Source organism: Paenibacillus sp. FSL H8-0260 (assembly GCF_045040625.1).
GTDB lineage: Bacteria > Bacillota > Bacilli > Paenibacillales > Paenibacillaceae > Paenibacillus_AQ > Paenibacillus_AQ odorifer.
Genome location: NZ_CP150298.1, coordinates 5,231,327 through 5,250,324, shown reverse-complemented (window position 1 = coordinate 5,250,324; position 18,998 = coordinate 5,231,327). Strand labels below are relative to the sequence as shown.

Sequence of the window (18,998 nt, the reverse complement as noted above, 5' to 3'; positions counted from 1 at the left end):
TAGTGGCTACTGAAAATAACTTGCTAAATCTAAAACCGGAAGATTTTCAAAAAGTCGGTGTAGATGAAAAAGAAGCCGAAGTTATCCAGCGTGAGAGTCTCTCTGCTTGGAAAGACTCTTGGCAACGGTTGCGTCAAAATAAAATGGCGATGACTGCGCTCGGTATCCTGGGTTTGATTGTACTTGCAGCGATTTTTGCACCTTTTATCTCGAAATATAACTATTATTCTAATGATTTGATGAGCACCAATAAGCCCCCTTCCTCCGATCACTGGTTTGGAACGGATGATCTTGGTCGTGATATCTTTGTGCGTACTTGGTACGGTGCACGGATTTCCTTGATCGTTGGTCTTGCTGCGGCAGCCATCGACTTGTTCATCGGTGTTATCTACGGAGGCATTATGGGCTTCTTCGGCGGCCGTGTAGATAATATTATGAATAAATTCTCTGAAATTTTGTATTCTATTCCTTATTTGCTGGTTGTAATCTTGCTCTTGGTCGTTCTTGAGCCAAGTCTTGGAACAATCATCCTAGCTCTAACCATTACAGGCTGGATTACGATGTCGTGGATTGTGCGTGGAGAAATTATGCAGCTCAAGAATCGTGAATTCGTATTGGCGTCCCGTTCCATGGGTGCTGGTTCTGCGAGACTGTTGTTCAAGCACCTTCTGCCGAATGCGGTTGGTCCGATTATCGTAACCATTACACTGTCTGTACCAAATGCTATCTTTGCTGAGGCCTTCCTAAGCTTCTTGGGTCTTGGTGTACAAGCTCCTGTTGCTTCACTTGGATCGATGATCAATGACTCACTCACCGGCTGGTTGTACTATCCATGGCGCTTCTTGTTCCCTGCGATCCTAATCAGCTTAACAATGCTTTCTTTCAACATTTTCGGTGATGGTCTTCGTGACGCGCTTGATCCTAAGCTGAAGAAATAGGAGGAATATGGATGGAACCTATTTTACAAGTCAAAGATTTGCATATTTCCTTTTTTGTTAAGGGCGGAGAAGTACAAGCTGTCCGTGGTATGAATTTTGAAATTGGCAAAGGCGAAACGGTTGCCATCGTCGGCGAGTCCGGCAGCGGTAAGAGTGTAACTGCTCAATCGATTATGCGTTTGATCCCTTCCCCACCTTCTAAAGTGAAAAAGGGAGAGATTATTTTTCAAGGACAGAATCTGCTAGACAAAAGCATGAAAGAAATGGAATCTATTCGCGGTAAAGATATTGGCATGATTTTTCAAGACCCGATGACTTCTCTGAACCCAACCATCAAAGTGGGCAAACAGATCACTGAAGTTTTGATTAAACATCAGAAAATGTCAGCGGCCGAAGCGAAAAAGCAAGGTATGGAGATGTTGAAATTAGTAGGCATTAAAAATGCGGAGGCTCGCTTTAACCAATATCCCCACGAATTCTCAGGCGGTATGCGCCAGCGTGTAATGATCGCAATCGCGTTAGCTTGCCGTCCGGCTTTGCTGATAGCAGATGAGCCTACAACAGCTCTAGATGTAACCATTCAGGCGCAGATCATGGAAGTTATGAGAGAGATGCAGCAAAAACTAGGTACCTCCATTATTCTGATTACACATGATCTGGGCGTAGTTGCTGGCATGTGTGATCGGGTGATTGTAATGTATGCAGGTGAGGTTGTGGAGACCGGAACAAGATGGGAAATCTTTAAAAATCCACAACATCCATACACCAAAGGTCTGCTGCGCTCAATGCCGCGTCTGGACCAAAAGAAAGGCGAGCCGCTTATTCCGATCATCGGCACACCGCCAGATCTGATCAAGCCGCCGATCGGCTGTCCGTTCACTGCTCGTTGTAATGAAGCGATGCATGTGTGCGAACAAATCGATCCCGGCGCCACAGAATTCAGCGAAACGCATATGGCGCGTTGCTGGAATCTGCATTCGATGGCCAAGGAGGTGCAGTACTCTTGAGTAAGAACCTAATAGAGGTAGAAGGTCTTAAGAAATATTTTAATGTAGGTAAAGGTAAGGTTCTTAAGGCTGTTGATAATATTAACTTCACGATCCGTGAGGGCGAGACACTTGGGATGGTAGGTGAGTCCGGTTGTGGTAAGACTACTGCTGGACGTACGATTCTTCGCTTGTATGAGCCAACTGCTGGAAGTGTGAAATATAATGGTACAGACATTTATAAATTGCCTGGAAATCAAATGAAGGCTATGCGCCGTGACATGCAAATGATTTTCCAAGATCCGTACGCATCGCTTAACCCGCGGTTTACGGTTTCTGATATCATCGGCGAGGCACTGGACATTCACGGAATGGCTGGCAGCCGTGCAGAACGTAAGAAACGGATTGAAGAACTGCTGGATATGGTTGGTCTTAACCATGACCATGCAACCCGTTATCCGCATGAATTCTCCGGTGGACAACGTCAACGTATCGGGATTGCCCGTTCGTTAGCGGTTAATCCTAAGTTCATCGTTTGTGATGAGCCGATTTCCGCACTTGACGTATCCATTCAAGCTCAGGTCGTTAACTTGCTTAAAGAATTGCAAGATCGTCTTGGATTGACTTATCTTTTCATCGCGCATGATCTGTCCATGGTTAAACATATCAGTGATCGCGTAGCAGTTATGTACTTGGGTAAAATGGTTGAGTTGGCGGAAAGTGAAGAGCTGTATGCAAATCCTATCCACCCTTATACTAAATCCCTATTGTCGGCTATTCCAGTTCCGGACCCGGAAATTGAAGTCAACAAAAAACGTATTCACTTGCATGATGAGCTTGGCAGCCCTATTTATTCTGCTAACGATAAGACCAATGACAGTGACTTTGAATTAGTAGAAGTATCTAAAGGCCACTTTGTCAGCAAAAAATTCGCATAATTTATACTTAGGTTTTCAAAGGCGGGAGCATTATGCTCTCGCCTCTTGTATGTATTTAGGATATTATTTAATGAATTTATAGTATAATTGAACAGTTGGCTGTACCTGTGTTGCTGATATCAAGACATGTTTTACTTTGACGCGGCTCCTGACTTTGGATACAATCATAGAGAGTTTTTACGAACTTGGATTTACATATAACTGCTTAGTAGAACTGGAGGCACTAGCAAATGAATATTGTAACGGAACCGCTCAAGGGTGGATCTGCACTCTCGCGCGACTATATAGATCATTTTGAAAAGGTTAGTCATTTGTACGGTGGGGATTTCCGCAATAAAGAAAGTAGAAGTAGAAGGGCGGAGTGGCTAGACGGCAGAGAAAGCCTTCGTGCCGACCGGACTCAGATTGCTGAGTGTCTGCGTCAATATAATGAAAAGCATAACTCGCATGATGCGGTGATGGCTTCGCTGGCGCTCTTAGAGCAGCCGGGGACATTAGTGGTGACAGGTGGGCAGCAAAGCGGACTATTTACTGGACCCCTGTTAGTGGTATATAAAGCTGCAACTACTATTATGGCGGCAAAAGAAGCAGCTGAACAACTCGGCCGACCTGTAGTTCCTTTATTCTGGATTGCAGGTGAAGATCATGACTGGGATGAAGTGAATCATACGTATGTACTGAATCGTACGCAGGAGATTACTAAGATTAAGATAGAAAAGTCAGAAGAGAAACGCTCCTCAGTAAGTGATATTCGTGTAGAAGAGGAAAGCTGGCAGCAGGTAGTGGAACAGTTAGACGGTCTGCTTCAGGAAAGCGACTTTAAGCCGCAAATTATGGAATTCATTCGCACTTCTTCTTTTAGAGCAGATAGTATGACAGATGCATTTGCCAAGCTGATGGGTTCATTATTTGGTAAATTTGGTCTAATTCTGCTTGATTCTGCTGATCCCAACTTACGTAAGTTAGAACAGCCATTTTTCACTTCGCTAATTATGCAGAATGATGCACTGGAAACAGCGTATATGAATTCTGCTTCTGATATTGTGGGCGCCGGATATGAGCTTCAGGCTGATGTTACAGCTGGCAATGCCAACCTCTTTTATATTCATGAAGGTACACGGCTTCTGCTTCACAAGAAGGACGGAATCTTTACGGATCGCAAGGGTCAGGTATCCTTTTCCCGTGATGAATTACTTGAGGAGGTGCAGGCACATCCGGAACGCTTTAGCAATAATGTGCTGACACGTCCACTTATGCAGGATTATGTGTTGCCTGTTCTGGCAACGGTGCTGGGTCAAGGTGAGATTGCTTACTGGGCCATTCCGCGTCGTGCGTTTGAGACCATTGGGGGAGAAATGCCGTTAATTATCCCTAGAATGTCTTTTACTGTCGTAGAAGGTACGCTGCACAAGCATATGGATAAATATCAACTTAGCTTTGAGGATGTAAGACAAGGACTGGATCATAAAAGACATGAATGGCTGGCCGCACAGGATGAGCTGGGGATTGAACGTCGTTTTGAAGAAACCAAGACCTCATTCGCCGCCATGTACGAACCGCTGATTGAGCAGCTTGGAACGGTTCAGGCCGGTCTGCTTAAGCTGGGGAATAACAATAAAGAGAAGATTCTAGATCAAATTACTTTTTTACAGGCGAAAGCCCAAGATGCAATGGCAAAACAGAACGAAGCTGCAATCCGGCAATGGGAGCGAATCGAGCTGTCGTTAATGCCACTGGGTAAACTGCAGGAAAGAGTTTACAATATCATGTATTACTTGAACCGGTACGGGCTTGCTTGGCTGGATGAGTTAATGACGGTTGAACCGGATTACAGTGGAACACATCGCATCATTTATATGTAATGGAAGTATCGCTTCATAAAACTAAGCTTTTGCTTACGAAGTGAGTTTTGTACGAAGCAGATAACTGGAGTAATTTCCCACAAAACTTATAGGAGGTTTCATAATGAGTTCATCTAAACAAAATAGTATCGTGGCTGATATGTCACTCGCACCGGAAGGGCATTTGAAAATCGACTGGGTTCGCCAGCATATGCCGGTACTGAACCGTATTCGTGAGCAGTTTGAAGCAGAACAGCCATTTAAAGGTCTGAAAGTATCGATCACATTGCATTTGGAAGCTAAAACCGCTTATTTGGCGAAGGTTGTCAAAGCTGGTGGTGCAGATGTAACCATTACAGGTTCGAATCCACTATCTACACAGGATGATGTATGTGCAGCGCTTGTGGAGGATGGAATCACAGTATTTGCTAAATACAATCCGTCTCCTGAAGAATTTAAAGCCCTTAATATCAAAGCACTGGAGAGCAAACCGGACTTGATTATTGATGACGGTGGGGATTTTGCTACATTGCTGCATTCGGAGCGTCCTGATCTGATGGAGAATATTCGCGGGGGGGCTGAAGAAACAACTACCGGGATTATTCGTTTAAAAGCTCTGCAAAAGCAAGGCGTATTGAAGTTCCCAATGGTCGCGGTTAATGATGCCTACTGCAAATATTTGTTTGATAACCGTTATGGCACCGGCCAATCGGCATGGGATGGAATTATTCGCACAACCAACCTTATCGTAGCGGGCAAAACAGTAGTTGTTGTCGGTTACGGCTGGTGTGGTAAAGGTGTTGCCATGCGCGCCAAAGGACTTGGAGCAAAAGTGGTTGTCACAGAAGTTGATGCGATTAAAGCCGTTGAAGCACATATGGACGGTTTTGAAGTAATGCCAATGCTGGAAGCAGCTAAGGTTGGTGATTTCTTCGTTACAGTAACTGGTAACCGTTATGTAATTCGCGGTGAACATTATGATGTGATGAAGGATGGAGCAATCATGTGCAACGCGGGCCATTTCGACGTTGAAGTGAATAAGCCTGAGCTGTCGGAAAGATCCGTATCCCAACGTACCGTTCGCAAAAATATCGAAGAGTACCAGCTTCGTGACGGACGTAAATTATATCTGCTTGCTGAAGGCAGACTTGTAAATCTGGGTGCTGCTGATGGTCACCCTGCTGAAATTATGGATACAACCTTTGCACTCCAGGCACTGTCGCTGAAATATGTAAATGATAATTATAAGAGCATTGGCGTAAAAGTTGAAAATGTTCCTTATGAGCTGGATGAGCAAGTAGCACGTTATAAGCTGGAAAGTCTGGGCATTAACATCGATAGCCTCACTCCGGCACAAGTCGATTATTTGGACAGCTGGAATTTGAACGATTAATAACTGAACGCATAACAATAAAGTGTATTAACCAGTGTACCTTGAACTGAAGCAACTTTTTTAACAAAGCCATGCAACGGACAAGATTCCGATTGTATGGCTTTTTTCTGTGGAAAAATGTTTTTCGGGAAACGAGCTATCTGATTTAGGAAAAATTTCCTTGGCCAGAAAAAGGTTTTTGATTTTTAATGGCGAATCTATTATGCTTAAGTGGTGAAAAGTGGGGTAAAGTGGGGATTCGGGGATTAGGGGTGGGAAAAAGGATGTTCATGGGAGAGTATCAACACAGCATTGACGACAAAGGCCGAATCATTATTCCGGCTAAACTCCGTGAATTGCTCGGAACCTCCTTCGTGACGACCCGCGGCCTAGACTCCTGCCTGTTTGTTTATCCCATGGAAGAATGGGCAATCATGGAACAAAAGCTTAAAAGCCTTTCGCTGATGAAATCAGATGCCCGCGCATTTAGCCGCTTTTTTTTCTCAGGTGCAACTGAATGTGTTTGGGATAAGCAGGGAAGGGTAAATCTGCCGGCCAATTTACGGCAGTATGCCAAACTGGACAAAGACTGTGTCATTCTGGGCGTTTCGAACCGGGTGGAAATCTGGAACAAAGAGCTTTGGGAACAGTACTTCGAACAGTCCGAGGAATCGTTCAACGAAATCGCTGAGAAATTGGTGGATTTCAATTTTGATCTATAAAACACAATAACGAATACTGTCCTGGAGGGATGCAGCTTGTTTCACCACATCACGGTGCTTAAGGAAGAAGCGACAGAAGGGCTGCACATCAAAAAAGACGGAATCTATGTAGATTGCACTCTCGGTGGAGCGGGTCACAGCTCACTTATCGCTTCCAAGCTTAGCGGCGAAGGCCGTTTAATCTGTTTGGATCAAGATGATTGGGCTTTGGAGAACGCCAAAGAAAGATTAGCGGAATACGGAGACAAGGTTGTGACTATTAAGACTAACTTCCGTGATCTGGAGAGTGTACTTAAGGATGTGCCCTTTGTGCCACAAACAGATGGTATTCCCCAAGTAGATGGATTGCTCTTTGATCTTGGCGTATCCTCTCCCCAGTTTGACGAAGGGGAACGAGGCTTTAGTTACAATCATGATGCTCCGCTGGACATGCGCATGGATCAGTCAGCACTTTTGACGGCTGCTGAAATTGTGAATACATGGTCCGAGCAGGAGATTGCCCGTGTTCTTTTCCAATATGGAGAAGAGAAATTCTCGCGGAGAATCGCTAGAAAAATTGTAGACAGAAGAGAAGAAGCTCCTATTGAGACAACAGGAGAATTAGCAGAACTGATCAAGGAAGGTATCCCGGCAGCTGCTCGAAGAACAGGAGGGCATCCCGCTAAACGTAGCTTTCAAGGATTAAGGATTGCTGTGAATGACGAATTGGGTGCTTTTGAAGAAGGGCTACATAGTGCAGTACGTTGCCTTGCACCAGGAGGCAGAGTATCCGTCATCACCTTTCATTCGCTCGAAGACCGAATTTGCAAGCAAATTTTTAGCAGCTATTTAAGCAGATGTACATGCCCGCCTGACTTTCCGTTTTGCGTATGCGGCGCGAAAGGCACGCTTAAGTTAATCAATCGTAAACCGCTTGTGCCTTCTGAAGAAGAGCTTGAGCTTAATACCCGAGCCCGCTCAGCTAAGCTGCGCATTGCAGAAAAATTGTAATTGACGATAAAGGAGAGTCAGAGATGGCCTATACCCGCGGCAATTTAGCAGTTCAGCCCAAAAGAAAAGAAGAGGTAAACCCCCTTTACCGCGAGAAGACAAAAGTAGTTACCAGACGAAGAGTACTTCCGCTGCAAGAGAAACTTTTGTATATGCTGACGCTAGGAGTATGCGTTCTGGTGGCGATCACCCTGATTTCACGTTACGTCCAAATTTATGATTTGAACTTGCAGGCTCAGAAATTAGATCAGGATATTGCAACAGCCAAGAAGCAGATTTCTACGTATCAGATGGAAAAGCAGAATCTAGAGCAGAAAGTCGCCCAAAAAGCACGGGATCTTGGTTATGTGTCCCCGGATGAGAATGCAACAATCTATATTCCGGCAAGCTCGGCAACGACTCCAGGTGATAATTAGTGAGCGATTGGCAAGATCGCAATAAAAAAAGTTGTGAGGTTCGCTTATGCTGAAAAGAATAAAACTTCGCACGCTGTTTATAGGAGGGTGTATTACCCTCTTTTTTCTTGTTTTGATCGTTAGAGTGTTCTGGATTCAAGTTATGCAAGGTGAGGAATGGCAGGAAAAGGCCGCCACACTTTGGGCGCATACCTCAACTATCAAAGCGGAGCGAGGTACGATTTCTGACCGTAACGGGAGTGTGCTCGCTAGCGATGTCCCTGCTTATACCGTGGTGGTGAATCCTGAAGTGATTCAACAACAAGGCATCGGGGAAGAGGTCATCACAGGATTACACGAATTGCTCGGCAAACCAGAGGATGAGCTGCGTAAGCTGGTTGAAGCCAAGGACGAAAAGACGGGTGCTTACCTCAAGAACCGGGAAATTCGTAATGAAGGCTGGAAGATTGATCAGGAGCTTGCCGATAAGGTGAAAGAATTTTATGTAGCCCTAGGTAAAGAACATAAAATTCAAGAGACCGGTATTGGGCTTGTTAGAGAGCAGAAACGATATTATCCAAAAGATGAATTAGCTGCACATATCTTAGGTTATACAGATAGGGACGGCAATGCTATCATGGGACTGGAAAAATACTTTGATACGGAGCTTAAGGGTGCCGATGGCAAGCTGCTTTATCAAAGTGACGGTCAAGGGGTGAAATTGCCGGATTCACAAGATACCTATAAGCCAGTAGTAAATGGAAGTAATTTCAAGCTTACAATCGATAGTACGATCCAGCATTATATAGAAGAGGCCATGCAAAAGGCGTATGCGCAATATAAGCCAAAAAGTATGAGTGTCATTGCTGCTGATCCGAACACGATGGAGATTTTGGGATTAGCCAATATGCCTACCTATAATCCAAATGAATTTTGGAAGACCGGGGCCGATGGGGCGGGATTTTATAATCATGCTATTAAATCTAAATACGAGCCTGGTTCCACTTTCAAAATTGTAACGCTTGCCGCCGCAGTAGAAGAAAAGCTTTTTGATCCTGTTGCGACATTTTTGTCCGGGTCCATCCGGATAAAGGGATATAGTAAGGCACTGCATGATATTAATCATGCTGGATGGGGGCAAATCAGTTTTCTTGAAGGTGTGAAACGTTCTAGTAACGTTCTATTCGTTAAGCTATATGAAATGCTCGGACAGGACAAGCTATTACAGTATATCAATGATTTTGGCTTCAATGAGAAAACGGGAATCGATCTGCCAGGAGAAGTAAGCGGGGTCGTTAACCCTAACCTTGGACGTCCTATAGAAATTGCGACACTCGCATATGGACACGGTAAAGTGCTAGTAACCCCACTTCAACAGCTAGTTGCCGTATCTGCTATCGCTAATGGGGGGAAGTTGATGACTCCGTATGTAGTTAAGGAGGTTACAAACCCTAACACTGGTGAGACAAAGGTTACTCAGCCTAGTGTAGTGCGTCAGGTGATTGATGAGGAAAGCGCCAAGAAAACGGGTGAATATTTGGAGCAGGTTGTTGCTGACCAAGTAAAAGGAACAGGCCGCAACGCTTATATTGACGGCTATCGCGTGGCAGGTAAGACAGGAACGGCTATCAAGGTTGAAGGTAAGGATTATGTGAAATCCAAAGTACTTGTCTCCTTTATTGGTTATGCTCCTGTTGATGATCCAAAGATCGCTGTTATTGTCATTATTGACGAACCGAACGTTGAGGTTGGCGGCGGTAAGGCAGCTGCTCCAGTATTTAAAGAGATTGTATCCCAGTCTCTGCAATACATGGGAGTACCTAAGCTGGCGTCTGAGGCTAGTGATAGCAGCAGCAAAAAGCCGGCTAAGACTGAAACAGTCGCACTTCGGACTACACCAGATCTAACAGACAAGACGATGAAGGAAGCAAGAGAAGCGCTTTTGGATCAAGGCTTCGATTATGTAGTGGTCGGTGAAGGATCTACTGTAGAGAGTCAATATCCTGAGGCAGGTACGAAGCTTGCTACAGGGCAACGGATCTATTTATTAAGTCCGCAGGGGGCTCAGCCTACCATTCCAGATCTAAAAGGGGAATCCCTGCGTGATGCACTTGAAATTCTAACTCTACTAAAAGTAGAGATTGCGGTAGACGGTGAAGGTTACGTCTCAGAACAGATTGTAGGCACGCAAAATGGCAAGACCTTGGTCACTTTGAAAATGAAGCCTTTAAATGATTATGGCGAAGATATTCCCGTGGCCCCGCCTGCTGATGAGGGGACAGATTCCGAGAGCGGAACATAGCTTGTTCTAACCCCTGTTTGTCCCGAATAGTCATGAAGATAAGAGCTCATGTCTATTGTTGAAAGTGGGGGAGAACGGAATGAAGGTTTCCAAAGTCGTAACACGGCGGAGAATGCTGTGGACATTGCTGGGACTGGCAGTGTTATTCGGTTCGCTGGTCGTGCGTCTTGCGTATGTGCAATTATCTCAAGGGGAGGAATTGACTGCGAAGGTAGAAGATTCCTTGCGCCGCAATATTCCTTTTACCGCTAAACGTGGTGAAATTATGGATCGTGAAGGTGTGCCGCTCGTTTCTAATATCACCACACCTACAGTGTATGCAGTACCGGTGCAGGTAAAAGAGAAGCAAAAGACAGCACAGCAATTAGCTCCACTGCTTGGGATGACTGAGGAGAAGCTGATGACATTGCTGTCCAAAAAAGAAATGTCGGTGAAACTTCAGCCCGGCGGCCGCAAAATTACGATGGATCTTGCCGCGAGCATCCGTGATTTGCAGCTGCCGGGCATCGTTGTCGCTGAGGATAGCAAAAGGTATTACCCTTACGGCGATTTAGCCGCGCATATTCTAGGCTTCACAGGTATAGATAACCAGGGTATTACAGGAGTAGAGAGTATATATGACAATCTGCTCAAAGGTATAGCCGGCAATATTTCTTATTTGTCTGATGCGGGCGGAAGACTTATGCCTGGCTCATCTGAGAAATATTCTGCCCCTCAAGACGGACTTAATCTGGAGCTGACGATTGATAAACAGATCCAGTCCATTATGGAACGTGAGCTTGATCAGGCTATGGTAAAATATCAGGCGCAGGGTGCTTGGGCTATAGCTATGAATCCGAAGAATGGTGAGATACTAGCCATGGCTAGCAGACCGGGGTATGAACCAGCATCATACAAGGAATATGATGCGCAGATTTACAACCGGAATCTGCCTATCTGGATGACCTATGAACCTGGTTCAACATTCAAAATCATCACTCTGGCTGCTGCGCTGCAGGAAGGTAAAGTAGATCTTCAGAACGATCATTTCTATGATCCGGGGTTTATCGAGGTGGCGGGCGCAAAACTGCGCTGCTGGAAAAAGGGCGGTCATGGTAGTCAAACCTTTCTACAGGTAGTTGAGAACTCCTGTAACCCTGGGTTTGTCGCCTTAGGGCAACGGCTGGGAAAAGAATCACTTTTCAAATATATTCGTGATTTTGGTTTTGGCAGCAAAACGGGAATTGATCTGAATGGGGAAGCTAATGGTATTCTGTTCAAGCTTAATCAAGTAGGTCCGGTAGAGCTTTCGACTACAGCCTTTGGTCAAGGGGTTTCGGTTACGCCTATTCAGCAGATTGCTGCGGTATCCGCGGCTATCAACGGCGGTAATCTCTATAAACCGCATGTAACAAAAGCATGGGTTAACCCGGTTACTGGAGAGACTGTATCAGAGGTGAAGCCAGAGCTTGTGCGGCAGGTCATTTCGGAGGAAACATCCAAGAAGGTGCGGGCAGCACTTGAGAGCGTGGTTGCCAAAGGCACAGGACGGCCGGCTTTTATTGACGGCTATCGTGTAGGTGGCAAGACGGGTACTGCACAGAAGGTTGTAAATGGACGTTATTCTCCAACAGAGCACATTGTTTCTTTTATTGGCTTTGCGCCGGCGGATGATCCTCAGATCGTTGTGTACACTGCCGTGGATAATCCGAAAGGGATTCAATTTGGGGGTGTGGTTGCAGCTCCAATCGTGCAAAATATTTTGGAAGACTCGCTGCACTATATGAAGATTCCGGAGCGCAGTGATCAGCTTCCCAAAACTTATAAGTATGGCGAAACTCCGATAGTGACCGTACCTGATCTTACCGGAGCAACGGTGCAGGATATCTATGAGGATTTAAATATGAATTTTAATCTTGCACGTTCAGGCACAGGAAATACGGTCATCAATCAAGCTCCTAAGGCTGGGGCCAGAGTAGAACAGGGCTCAACCATCAGGATTTATATGGGAGCATCTAGTGAATAATGATTAAGGTATAAGGTTTCAGCTCGTATCCGAAAATGTAGAGTGAGGGATTACTATGAAAGTTAACGAATTATCTGCTTGTCTTGCTACTTCGCAACTATACGGGGATGGAGATGTGGAGATTACTGATCTTCAGACGGATTCCCGCCGTGTAGGCCCGGGAGATCTATTCATCTGTTTGCCTGGGCACACCGTGGACGGGCACAAATATGCGCCGCAAGCAGTAGCCTCCGGAGCGGCGGCTATTGTATGTGAGCACAAGCTGGAGCTTGATATCCCGCAGATTGTTGTGGATGACTGCCGGTTTGCGATGTCTGTCATGTCGAATGCTTTCTTTGGCTCACCTAGCAGCCGGATGAGAATGATCGGAGTGACGGGCACAAACGGCAAAACAACAACGACTTATCTCATTGAGCGGATTATGCAGGATCAGAATATGAAGACAGGTCTGATTGGAACGATTCAAATGCGCTATGACGGCAAAAGCTACCCTATGTCAGGCACAACTCCAGAATCGCTAGATCTGCAGCGTTCCCTTCATGATATGGCTTCCAAAGGTGTGGAATGTTGTGTAATGGAAGTATCCTCTCACGCACTTCAGCAAGGACGTGTGAAGGGTGCGGACTTCCGTACGGCAATTTTTACGAACTTAACCCAAGATCATCTGGATTATCATCATACAATGGAGGAGTATCGGGCGGTTAAAGGGCTCTTTTTCTCCAGATTGGGAAATGTGATCTCTCCGTGGAAGGAAGAACGCAAATATGCGGTGTTGAACGCGGATGATGAAGCCAGTCAATATTTTGCAGCCCAAACTGCGGCGGAAGTGATTACATATGGCATTGATAACAACGCTAATGTCCGAGCTTCGCAAATATCGATCACAGCAAAAGGAACTTTTTTCCATGTAGATACGTTTAAGGGGAAGACGGACATTTCGCTCCGTATGGTTGGTAAGTTCAATGTCTACAATGCACTCGCGGCGATTACAGCTGCTTTATTGGAAGATGTCTCTCTGGCTGATATCAAGACTAGTCTTGAGGCAATCGATGGTGTAGCTGGACGGGTGGAGTCAGTGGACGAAGGTCAGGAATTTGCTGTTATCGTTGACTACGCACATACACCAGACGGGCTAGAGAATGTATTAAAAACGGTCTGCGAATTTGCTACCGGCAAAGTGCTTACAGTATTTGGCTGTGGCGGTGACAGAGACCGGACGAAACGTCCATTAATGGGGAAGATCGCTGCACGATATAGCGACATGGTATTCGTAACTTCTGACAACCCCCGGACGGAGGACCCTCAACTAATCTTGAAGGATATAGAAGCAGGACTAGTAGAGGATGGAGTCACCTCTGACCGGTATCATATGATTGTTGATCGCCGAGAAGCTATCGGGAAGGCTATTGAAATGGCAAGCCCTGGCGATGTAGTATTGATTGCGGGGAAAGGTCATGAGACCTATCAACTGATTGGCGGAGTGGTTCATGATTTCGATGACCGCATCGTCGCTAAAGAAGTTATAAGGGGCCGAAACTATTGATTACAAGAACGCTTGAAAATATTGCTGCCATGTGCGCAGGGGAACCTGCTGCTGTCGAAGCTATGAATACAACCCTTACGGGAGTTGTTACCGACTCCCGTAAGATCACACCCGGCTGCCTGTTTGTGCCTCTATCTGGAGACAAATTCGATGGTCACCACTATGCTGCCGCAGCACTGGCTGCTGGTGCGGGTGCAACCTTGTGGCAACGCGATAAAGGACCGGTACCTGAAGGTGGCGGAGTTATTATTGTTGAAGATACACTAGAGGCTCTTCAGAAGTTGTCCGCTGCTTATCTGAAGGAAGTGGCTCCACAGGTTGTCGCTGTTACGGGCAGTAACGGGAAAACAACAACAAAAGATATCATTATGTCTCTGCTTGAAGTGCAGTTCAAAGTGCATAAGACAGCAGGGAATTTCAATAATCATATCGGTCTTCCGCTTACTATTTTATCCATGGCTGAGGATACAGAGATCGCTGTACTTGAAATGGGGATGAGCTCGCGGGGAGAAATTGCTCTGCTGGCTTCTTTGGCTGAACCAGACGTAGCGGTAATTACTAATGTAGGCGAGTCGCATTTACTGCAGCTGGGGTCACGTAAAGAAATAGCCCGCGCCAAGCTGGAGATTGCTGAAGGGCTGAAGCCGGGGGGATTGCTGATTTATAATGGTGACGAACCGCTGCTGACTGAGGTAATGCAAGAGTCCACTTTTAAGGCTCCAGAAGGGATGAGAACCTTCCGATTTGGTCTAAATGAGGATAATGATGATTATCCAACAGGGATGATGTCCCATACTGGAGGCATGACGTTCACGTCAAGCCGTCATAAGGAACATGCTTTTACATTACCGCTGCCAGGTCAGCATAACGTTGTTAACGCTCTGGCTGCACTAGCGGTTGCTCGTCATTTTGGGGTTACGGAGCAGAATATGAAGGAGGGTCTCAGCAGGCTCAAGTTGACGGGCATGCGGATTGAAGTGATTCGGACTTCCTCCGGACTTACGCTTTTAAACGATGCTTATAATGCCAGCCCTTCTTCTATGAAGGCGGCTATAGATGTCCTGCAATCTATGAAATGCAGTGGCAATAAAATCGCTGTGCTCGGGGACATGCTGGAACTTGGGCCGGAGGAAGTAGAATTTCATCAAGAAATAGGCTACTACCTTGACCCTTCATTAACTGATTTTGTATGTACTTACGGACCATTATCCGTTCATATTGCCAAAGCAGCAGAAGAGAAATTCGGCAAAGAGTGCGTAAAAGCTTTTACAGATAAAGCGGAACTAACCGCTGTCCTTCTAGAGAAATGCAGTGCTAAGGATATTGTTCTATTTAAAGGATCAAGAGGAATGAAGCTCGAGGAAGTGCTTCAGAGCCTAAATAAAGATATTCAACAGACCTAAATCATTGGAGGGGGTGTACCCATGGATTATCAACTATTGTTATTGACTATTGCTGTTTCCTTTATCCTTGCGGTCATTGCCGCTCCGCTCTTCATTCCGCTTCTGCGCAGGATGAAATTCGGACAGCAGGTGCGAGATGACGGACCGCAAACCCATTTGAAGAAAGCGGGAACGCCGACTATGGGCGGTATCGTGATTATCGTAGCTTTTACCTTGTCTTATCTGAAATTTTCTGTGGTGAATACAGATTTTTACGTACTGCTCGTAGCTACGCTTGGTTTTGGATTGATCGGGTTTTTGGATGACTATATCAAAATTGTATTTAAGCGTTCCTTAGGGCTCACAGCACGTCAAAAGTTATTTGGACAGCTGCTGGTTGGTGCTCTGATGTGCGGTCTTCTGATTTATGCCGGACACAGTACAAGTATCAGCGTACCAGGTACTGATTTCAGCTTTGATTGGGGTGGCTGGTTCTATTATCCATTCATCATTATTATGATGATGGCAGTGACGAATGCCGTTAACTTTACAGATGGAGTCGATGGACTGTTGTCCGGGGTTAGTGCCATTGCTTTGGCCGCATACGCGGTGGTGGCAATGCAGGCTACGTCTATTGCGGCAGGTGTATGTGCTGCGGCCATGATTGGTGCTGTACTTGGCTTTCTTGTGTTTAATGCCCACCCTGCTAAAGTATTTATGGGGGATACGGGTTCGTTTGGTATTGGTGGCGCGATAGGTGCTATTGCTATTGTCACGAAGAGTGAGCTGCTGTTTCTCATCATTGGCGGTGTTTTTGTAATTGAAATGTTGTCCGTTGTGATTCAAGTCGTTTCATTTAAAACCCGTGGCAAACGTGTATTCAGAATGAGCCCGATTCACCATCATTTTGAGCTTGGTGGCTGGTCGGAGTGGCGTGTGGTAATTTCGTTCTGGGCGGTTAGCTTGGTGTTGGCTGCTGTGGGACTATTTATTAGCAAGGGGTTGTAGAGAATGAAACATCCAGATAAGTATCGTGGTGAAGAAGTTGTGGTTCTTGGGCTTGCTAAAAGCGGTGTCCAGGTGGCTAAAGTGCTGCATGAACGCGGCGCTGTAGTTACGGTGAATGATAAAAAGGAAAGAGATCAAAGTCCCGAAGCTTCCGAATTGGAATCTTTGGGAATTTGTGTTATATGCGGTGGGCATCCGGAAGGTCTTATTCATGAAGGTGTAAGTCTGGTAATCAAGAATCCAGGCATTCCTTATTCTGCGCCCCCTGTACAAAAGGCAATTGAGCTTGGAATTGAAGTGGTCACAGAGGTAGAGGTGGCATATCGACTTTGTGCAGCGCCGATGATCGGGATCACGGGTTCCAATGGTAAGACGACAACGACGACCTGGGTAGGCCATATGCTGGAAGCTGCGGGAATGAACCCTATAATTGCGGGCAACATTGGTACGCCTCTCTGTCAGGCTGCACAAGAGGCTACCGAGGATAACTGGATGGTAGTTGAGCTTAGCAGCTTTCAACTTAAAGGTACGGAGACCTTCCGCCCTAAGATAGGCTGTCTGCTGAATATTGCAGAGACCCATCTGGATTATCATGGAAGCATGAAAGATTATGTGGATTCCAAAACCAAGCTGTTCGCTAATCAATTAGCTACGGATACAGCAGTGCTGAACTGGGATGATCCTGTCTGCCGGGAACTTGTACCCTATATGAAGGCTTCGATTCTTCCATTCTCCTTGTTTGAGGAGCTGCCTCATGGAGTATTTGTTAGCCCGTCCTACATTACGGGGCAAGATGATGAGCTGAAGCGCCACATTATCTATCGCGAATCTGCGGACAAGGAAACGATAATCGCGGATGTGGATTCCATCGCCCTTCCGGGTCGCTTTAATGTGGGGAATGCGCTGGCTGCCTGTGGAATTGCTATTGCCGCTGGAGCGGACCCCTCTCTATTAAGCGAAGTGCTTTCTTCTTTTCGCGGTGTGGAGCACCGCCTGGAGTATGTAGCTGATAAGGCTGGAGCCGCTTATTATAACAATTCCAAAGCAACGAACTCCAAAGCGACAATTACGGCTTTGACATCGTTTCAGCGGCCGGTGGTATTGATCGCTGGCGGATTAGACCGTGGCTCCGATTATATGGAGCTGCTGCCTGTCCTGAGCGGACGCGTCAAAGCTTTGGTGGCGTTAGGACAAACCAAGGACAAGCTAATAAATGTAGCACAGCTGGCAGGATTAAAGCAGATTATCTCCGTCGATAATGGGGAGAGCGCCGCCGCCGTGCTGCAAGCAGCTGTGCGGGAAGCTTCCGCTCTGGCGGAAGAAGGAGATATCGTTCTCCTGTCTCCTGCATGTGCTAGTTGGGATATGTTTACATCCTATGAAGAGCGCGGGTGTATTTTTAAAGAGGCGGTGCATAACCTTTAAGTAGGGGGGTGGATAAGCCCCTACTACGGATGCAAGAGGTGTGCTCCTGATGAACAAAACTCGTCATGCTCCCGATATTTGGTTGCTGATTCCCATTCTTTCTCTGCTGGTGATCGGCATGGTGATGGTATACAGCGCCGGATCTGTTTTAGGCTTCCGCAATTATGGAGATTCGTTTTACTTTGTAAAGAGGCAGCTTTTGTTTGCAGGACTGGGACTTGTTGCAATGTTTGTTACAGCGAATACAGACTACAAAGTGTTAAAAAAGCTGGCTAAGCCGGCACTGATTGTCTGCTTTATCCTGCTCGTTATGGTGCTTATTCCCGGCATTGGTGTAGTTCGCGGGGGAGCGCGCAGCTGGCTCGGAATCAGCTCCTTCGGGATTCAGCCCTCCGAGTTCATGAAGATGGGGATGATTCTATTTCTGGCGAATTGGCTGGGAAAAGAAGAGTATGATATCACCTCCTTCACTCGTGGCTTACTTCCACCGTTAGCGCTTATCGGGTCAGCTTTTGCACTGATTATGCTCCAGCCGGATCTGGGTACAGGTACCGTTATGTTTGGCGCAGCCTTGATGATGGTCTTTACAGCTGGGGCAAGAATGAAACATCTACTCTCACTAGGAGTAGCTGGGGTGGCTGGTTTTGTTGCTTTGGTTGCCGCAGCACCTTACCGGTTGCAGCGGATCACCGCTTTTCTTGATCCTTGGTCCGATCCCCTCGGTGCAGGCTACCAGATTATTCAGTCGCTATACGCGATTGGGCCTGGAGGGCTCGGGGGTCTCGGACTTGGAATGAGCCGGCAGAAGTACAGTTATGTACCTGAGCCGCAGACCGATTTTATTTTTTCTATATTGGCCGAGGAACTGGGGTTTATCGGTGGTTTGGCAGTGTTGATCCTGTTTCTTATTCTAATCTGGCGCGGAATGAAGGTGGCGATGAGTCTGCCTGACCGTTTTGGGAGCTATTTGGCCGTTGGCATCGTCTGTATGGTGGCTGTGCAAGTCATTATTAATATTGGTGTGGTCATTGGTCTGATGCCTGTAACAGGCATTACGCTTCCTCTGATTAGCTATGGAGGTTCTTCGCTTACACTGATGTTAACCTCCCTGGGCATTCTATTGAACTTATCCCGTTATGCGAGGTGAAAGA

Annotated in this window: 15 protein-coding genes; all 15 read left to right on the top strand. The window is 46.2% G+C overall.

Annotated features, from left to right (window positions below; genetic code table 11):
- Positions 1-2: 2 nt before the first annotated feature.
- The 15 genes from MHI51_RS23410 (at position 3) to spoVE (ending at position 18,994) form a co-directional block, all read left to right on the top strand.
- Positions 3-938: an ABC transporter permease gene (locus tag MHI51_RS23410; RefSeq protein WP_036683689.1), complete on the top strand. Its 936-nt coding sequence runs from the start codon at positions 3-5 to the stop codon at positions 936-938.
- Between the two features lie 11 nt (positions 939-949).
- A complete protein-coding gene (locus MHI51_RS23405) occupies positions 950-1,945 on the top strand; it encodes an ABC transporter ATP-binding protein (protein ID WP_036683686.1) in 996 nt (331 codons plus the stop codon).
- Entirely contained in the window at positions 1,942-2,862 is a 921-nt protein-coding gene (locus tag MHI51_RS23400) for an ABC transporter ATP-binding protein (protein WP_036683682.1), read from the top strand. Before MHI51_RS23405 ends, MHI51_RS23400 begins: the two co-directional genes overlap by 4 nt.
- A 230-nt stretch (positions 2,863-3,092) precedes the next feature.
- Entirely contained in the window at positions 3,093-4,724 is a 1,632-nt protein-coding gene (bshC, locus tag MHI51_RS23395) for a bacillithiol biosynthesis cysteine-adding enzyme BshC (RefSeq protein WP_076129044.1), read from the top strand.
- 100 nt (positions 4,725-4,824) lie between these two features.
- Positions 4,825-6,096, top strand: coding sequence for an adenosylhomocysteinase (locus tag MHI51_RS23390; protein WP_170914265.1), 1,272 nt, complete (start codon positions 4,825-4,827; stop codon positions 6,094-6,096).
- 263 nt (positions 6,097-6,359) lie between these two features.
- Complete coding sequence (gene mraZ / locus MHI51_RS23385) at positions 6,360-6,797, top strand: division/cell wall cluster transcriptional repressor MraZ (protein ID WP_036683674.1); 438 nt, start codon at positions 6,360-6,362, stop codon at positions 6,795-6,797.
- Positions 6,798-6,833: 36 nt separating this feature from the next.
- The gene (rsmH, locus tag MHI51_RS23380; RefSeq protein ID WP_076217858.1) at positions 6,834-7,787 is read left to right on the top strand and encodes a 16S rRNA (cytosine(1402)-N(4))-methyltransferase RsmH; all 954 of its coding nucleotides are present in this window, start codon (positions 6,834-6,836) and stop codon (positions 7,785-7,787) included.
- Positions 7,788-7,810: 23 nt separating this feature from the next.
- Positions 7,811-8,203, top strand: coding sequence for a septum formation initiator family protein (locus tag MHI51_RS23375; RefSeq protein WP_036683668.1), 393 nt, complete (start codon positions 7,811-7,813; stop codon positions 8,201-8,203).
- Positions 8,204-8,249: 46 nt separating this feature from the next.
- Positions 8,250-10,484, top strand: a complete 2,235-nt coding sequence (locus MHI51_RS23370; RefSeq protein WP_076217859.1) for a penicillin-binding transpeptidase domain-containing protein — start codon at positions 8,250-8,252, stop codon at positions 10,482-10,484.
- Between the two features lie 79 nt (positions 10,485-10,563).
- Positions 10,564-12,489, top strand: coding sequence for a stage V sporulation protein D (locus tag MHI51_RS23365; protein WP_076136530.1), 1,926 nt, complete (start codon positions 10,564-10,566; stop codon positions 12,487-12,489).
- 55 nt (positions 12,490-12,544) lie between these two features.
- A complete protein-coding gene (locus MHI51_RS23360; RefSeq protein ID WP_038572864.1) occupies positions 12,545-14,032 on the top strand; it encodes a UDP-N-acetylmuramoyl-L-alanyl-D-glutamate--2,6-diaminopimelate ligase in 1,488 nt (495 codons plus the stop codon).
- Positions 14,029-15,435 (top strand): UDP-N-acetylmuramoyl-tripeptide--D-alanyl-D-alanine ligase, encoded by a 1,407-nt coding sequence (gene murF, locus MHI51_RS23355; RefSeq protein ID WP_342410055.1) that lies wholly within the window; start codon positions 14,029-14,031, stop codon positions 15,433-15,435. Before MHI51_RS23360 ends, murF begins: the two co-directional genes overlap by 4 nt.
- 21 nt (positions 15,436-15,456) lie before the next feature.
- On the top strand, positions 15,457-16,422 hold the full coding sequence (mraY, locus tag MHI51_RS23350; protein WP_036683653.1) for a phospho-N-acetylmuramoyl-pentapeptide-transferase: 966 nt from the start codon (positions 15,457-15,459) through the stop codon (positions 16,420-16,422).
- 3 nt (positions 16,423-16,425) lie between these two features.
- The gene (gene murD, locus MHI51_RS23345) at positions 16,426-17,847 is read left to right on the top strand and encodes a UDP-N-acetylmuramoyl-L-alanine--D-glutamate ligase (protein ID WP_076276754.1); all 1,422 of its coding nucleotides are present in this window, start codon (positions 16,426-16,428) and stop codon (positions 17,845-17,847) included.
- A gap of 49 nt (positions 17,848-17,896) precedes the next feature.
- Positions 17,897-18,994 carry a stage V sporulation protein E gene (gene spoVE, locus MHI51_RS23340; RefSeq protein ID WP_036683647.1) on the top strand — a complete coding sequence of 366 codons (1,098 nt, stop codon included), beginning with the start codon at positions 17,897-17,899 and terminating at the stop codon, positions 18,992-18,994.
- Positions 18,995-18,998 lie beyond the last annotated feature (4 nt).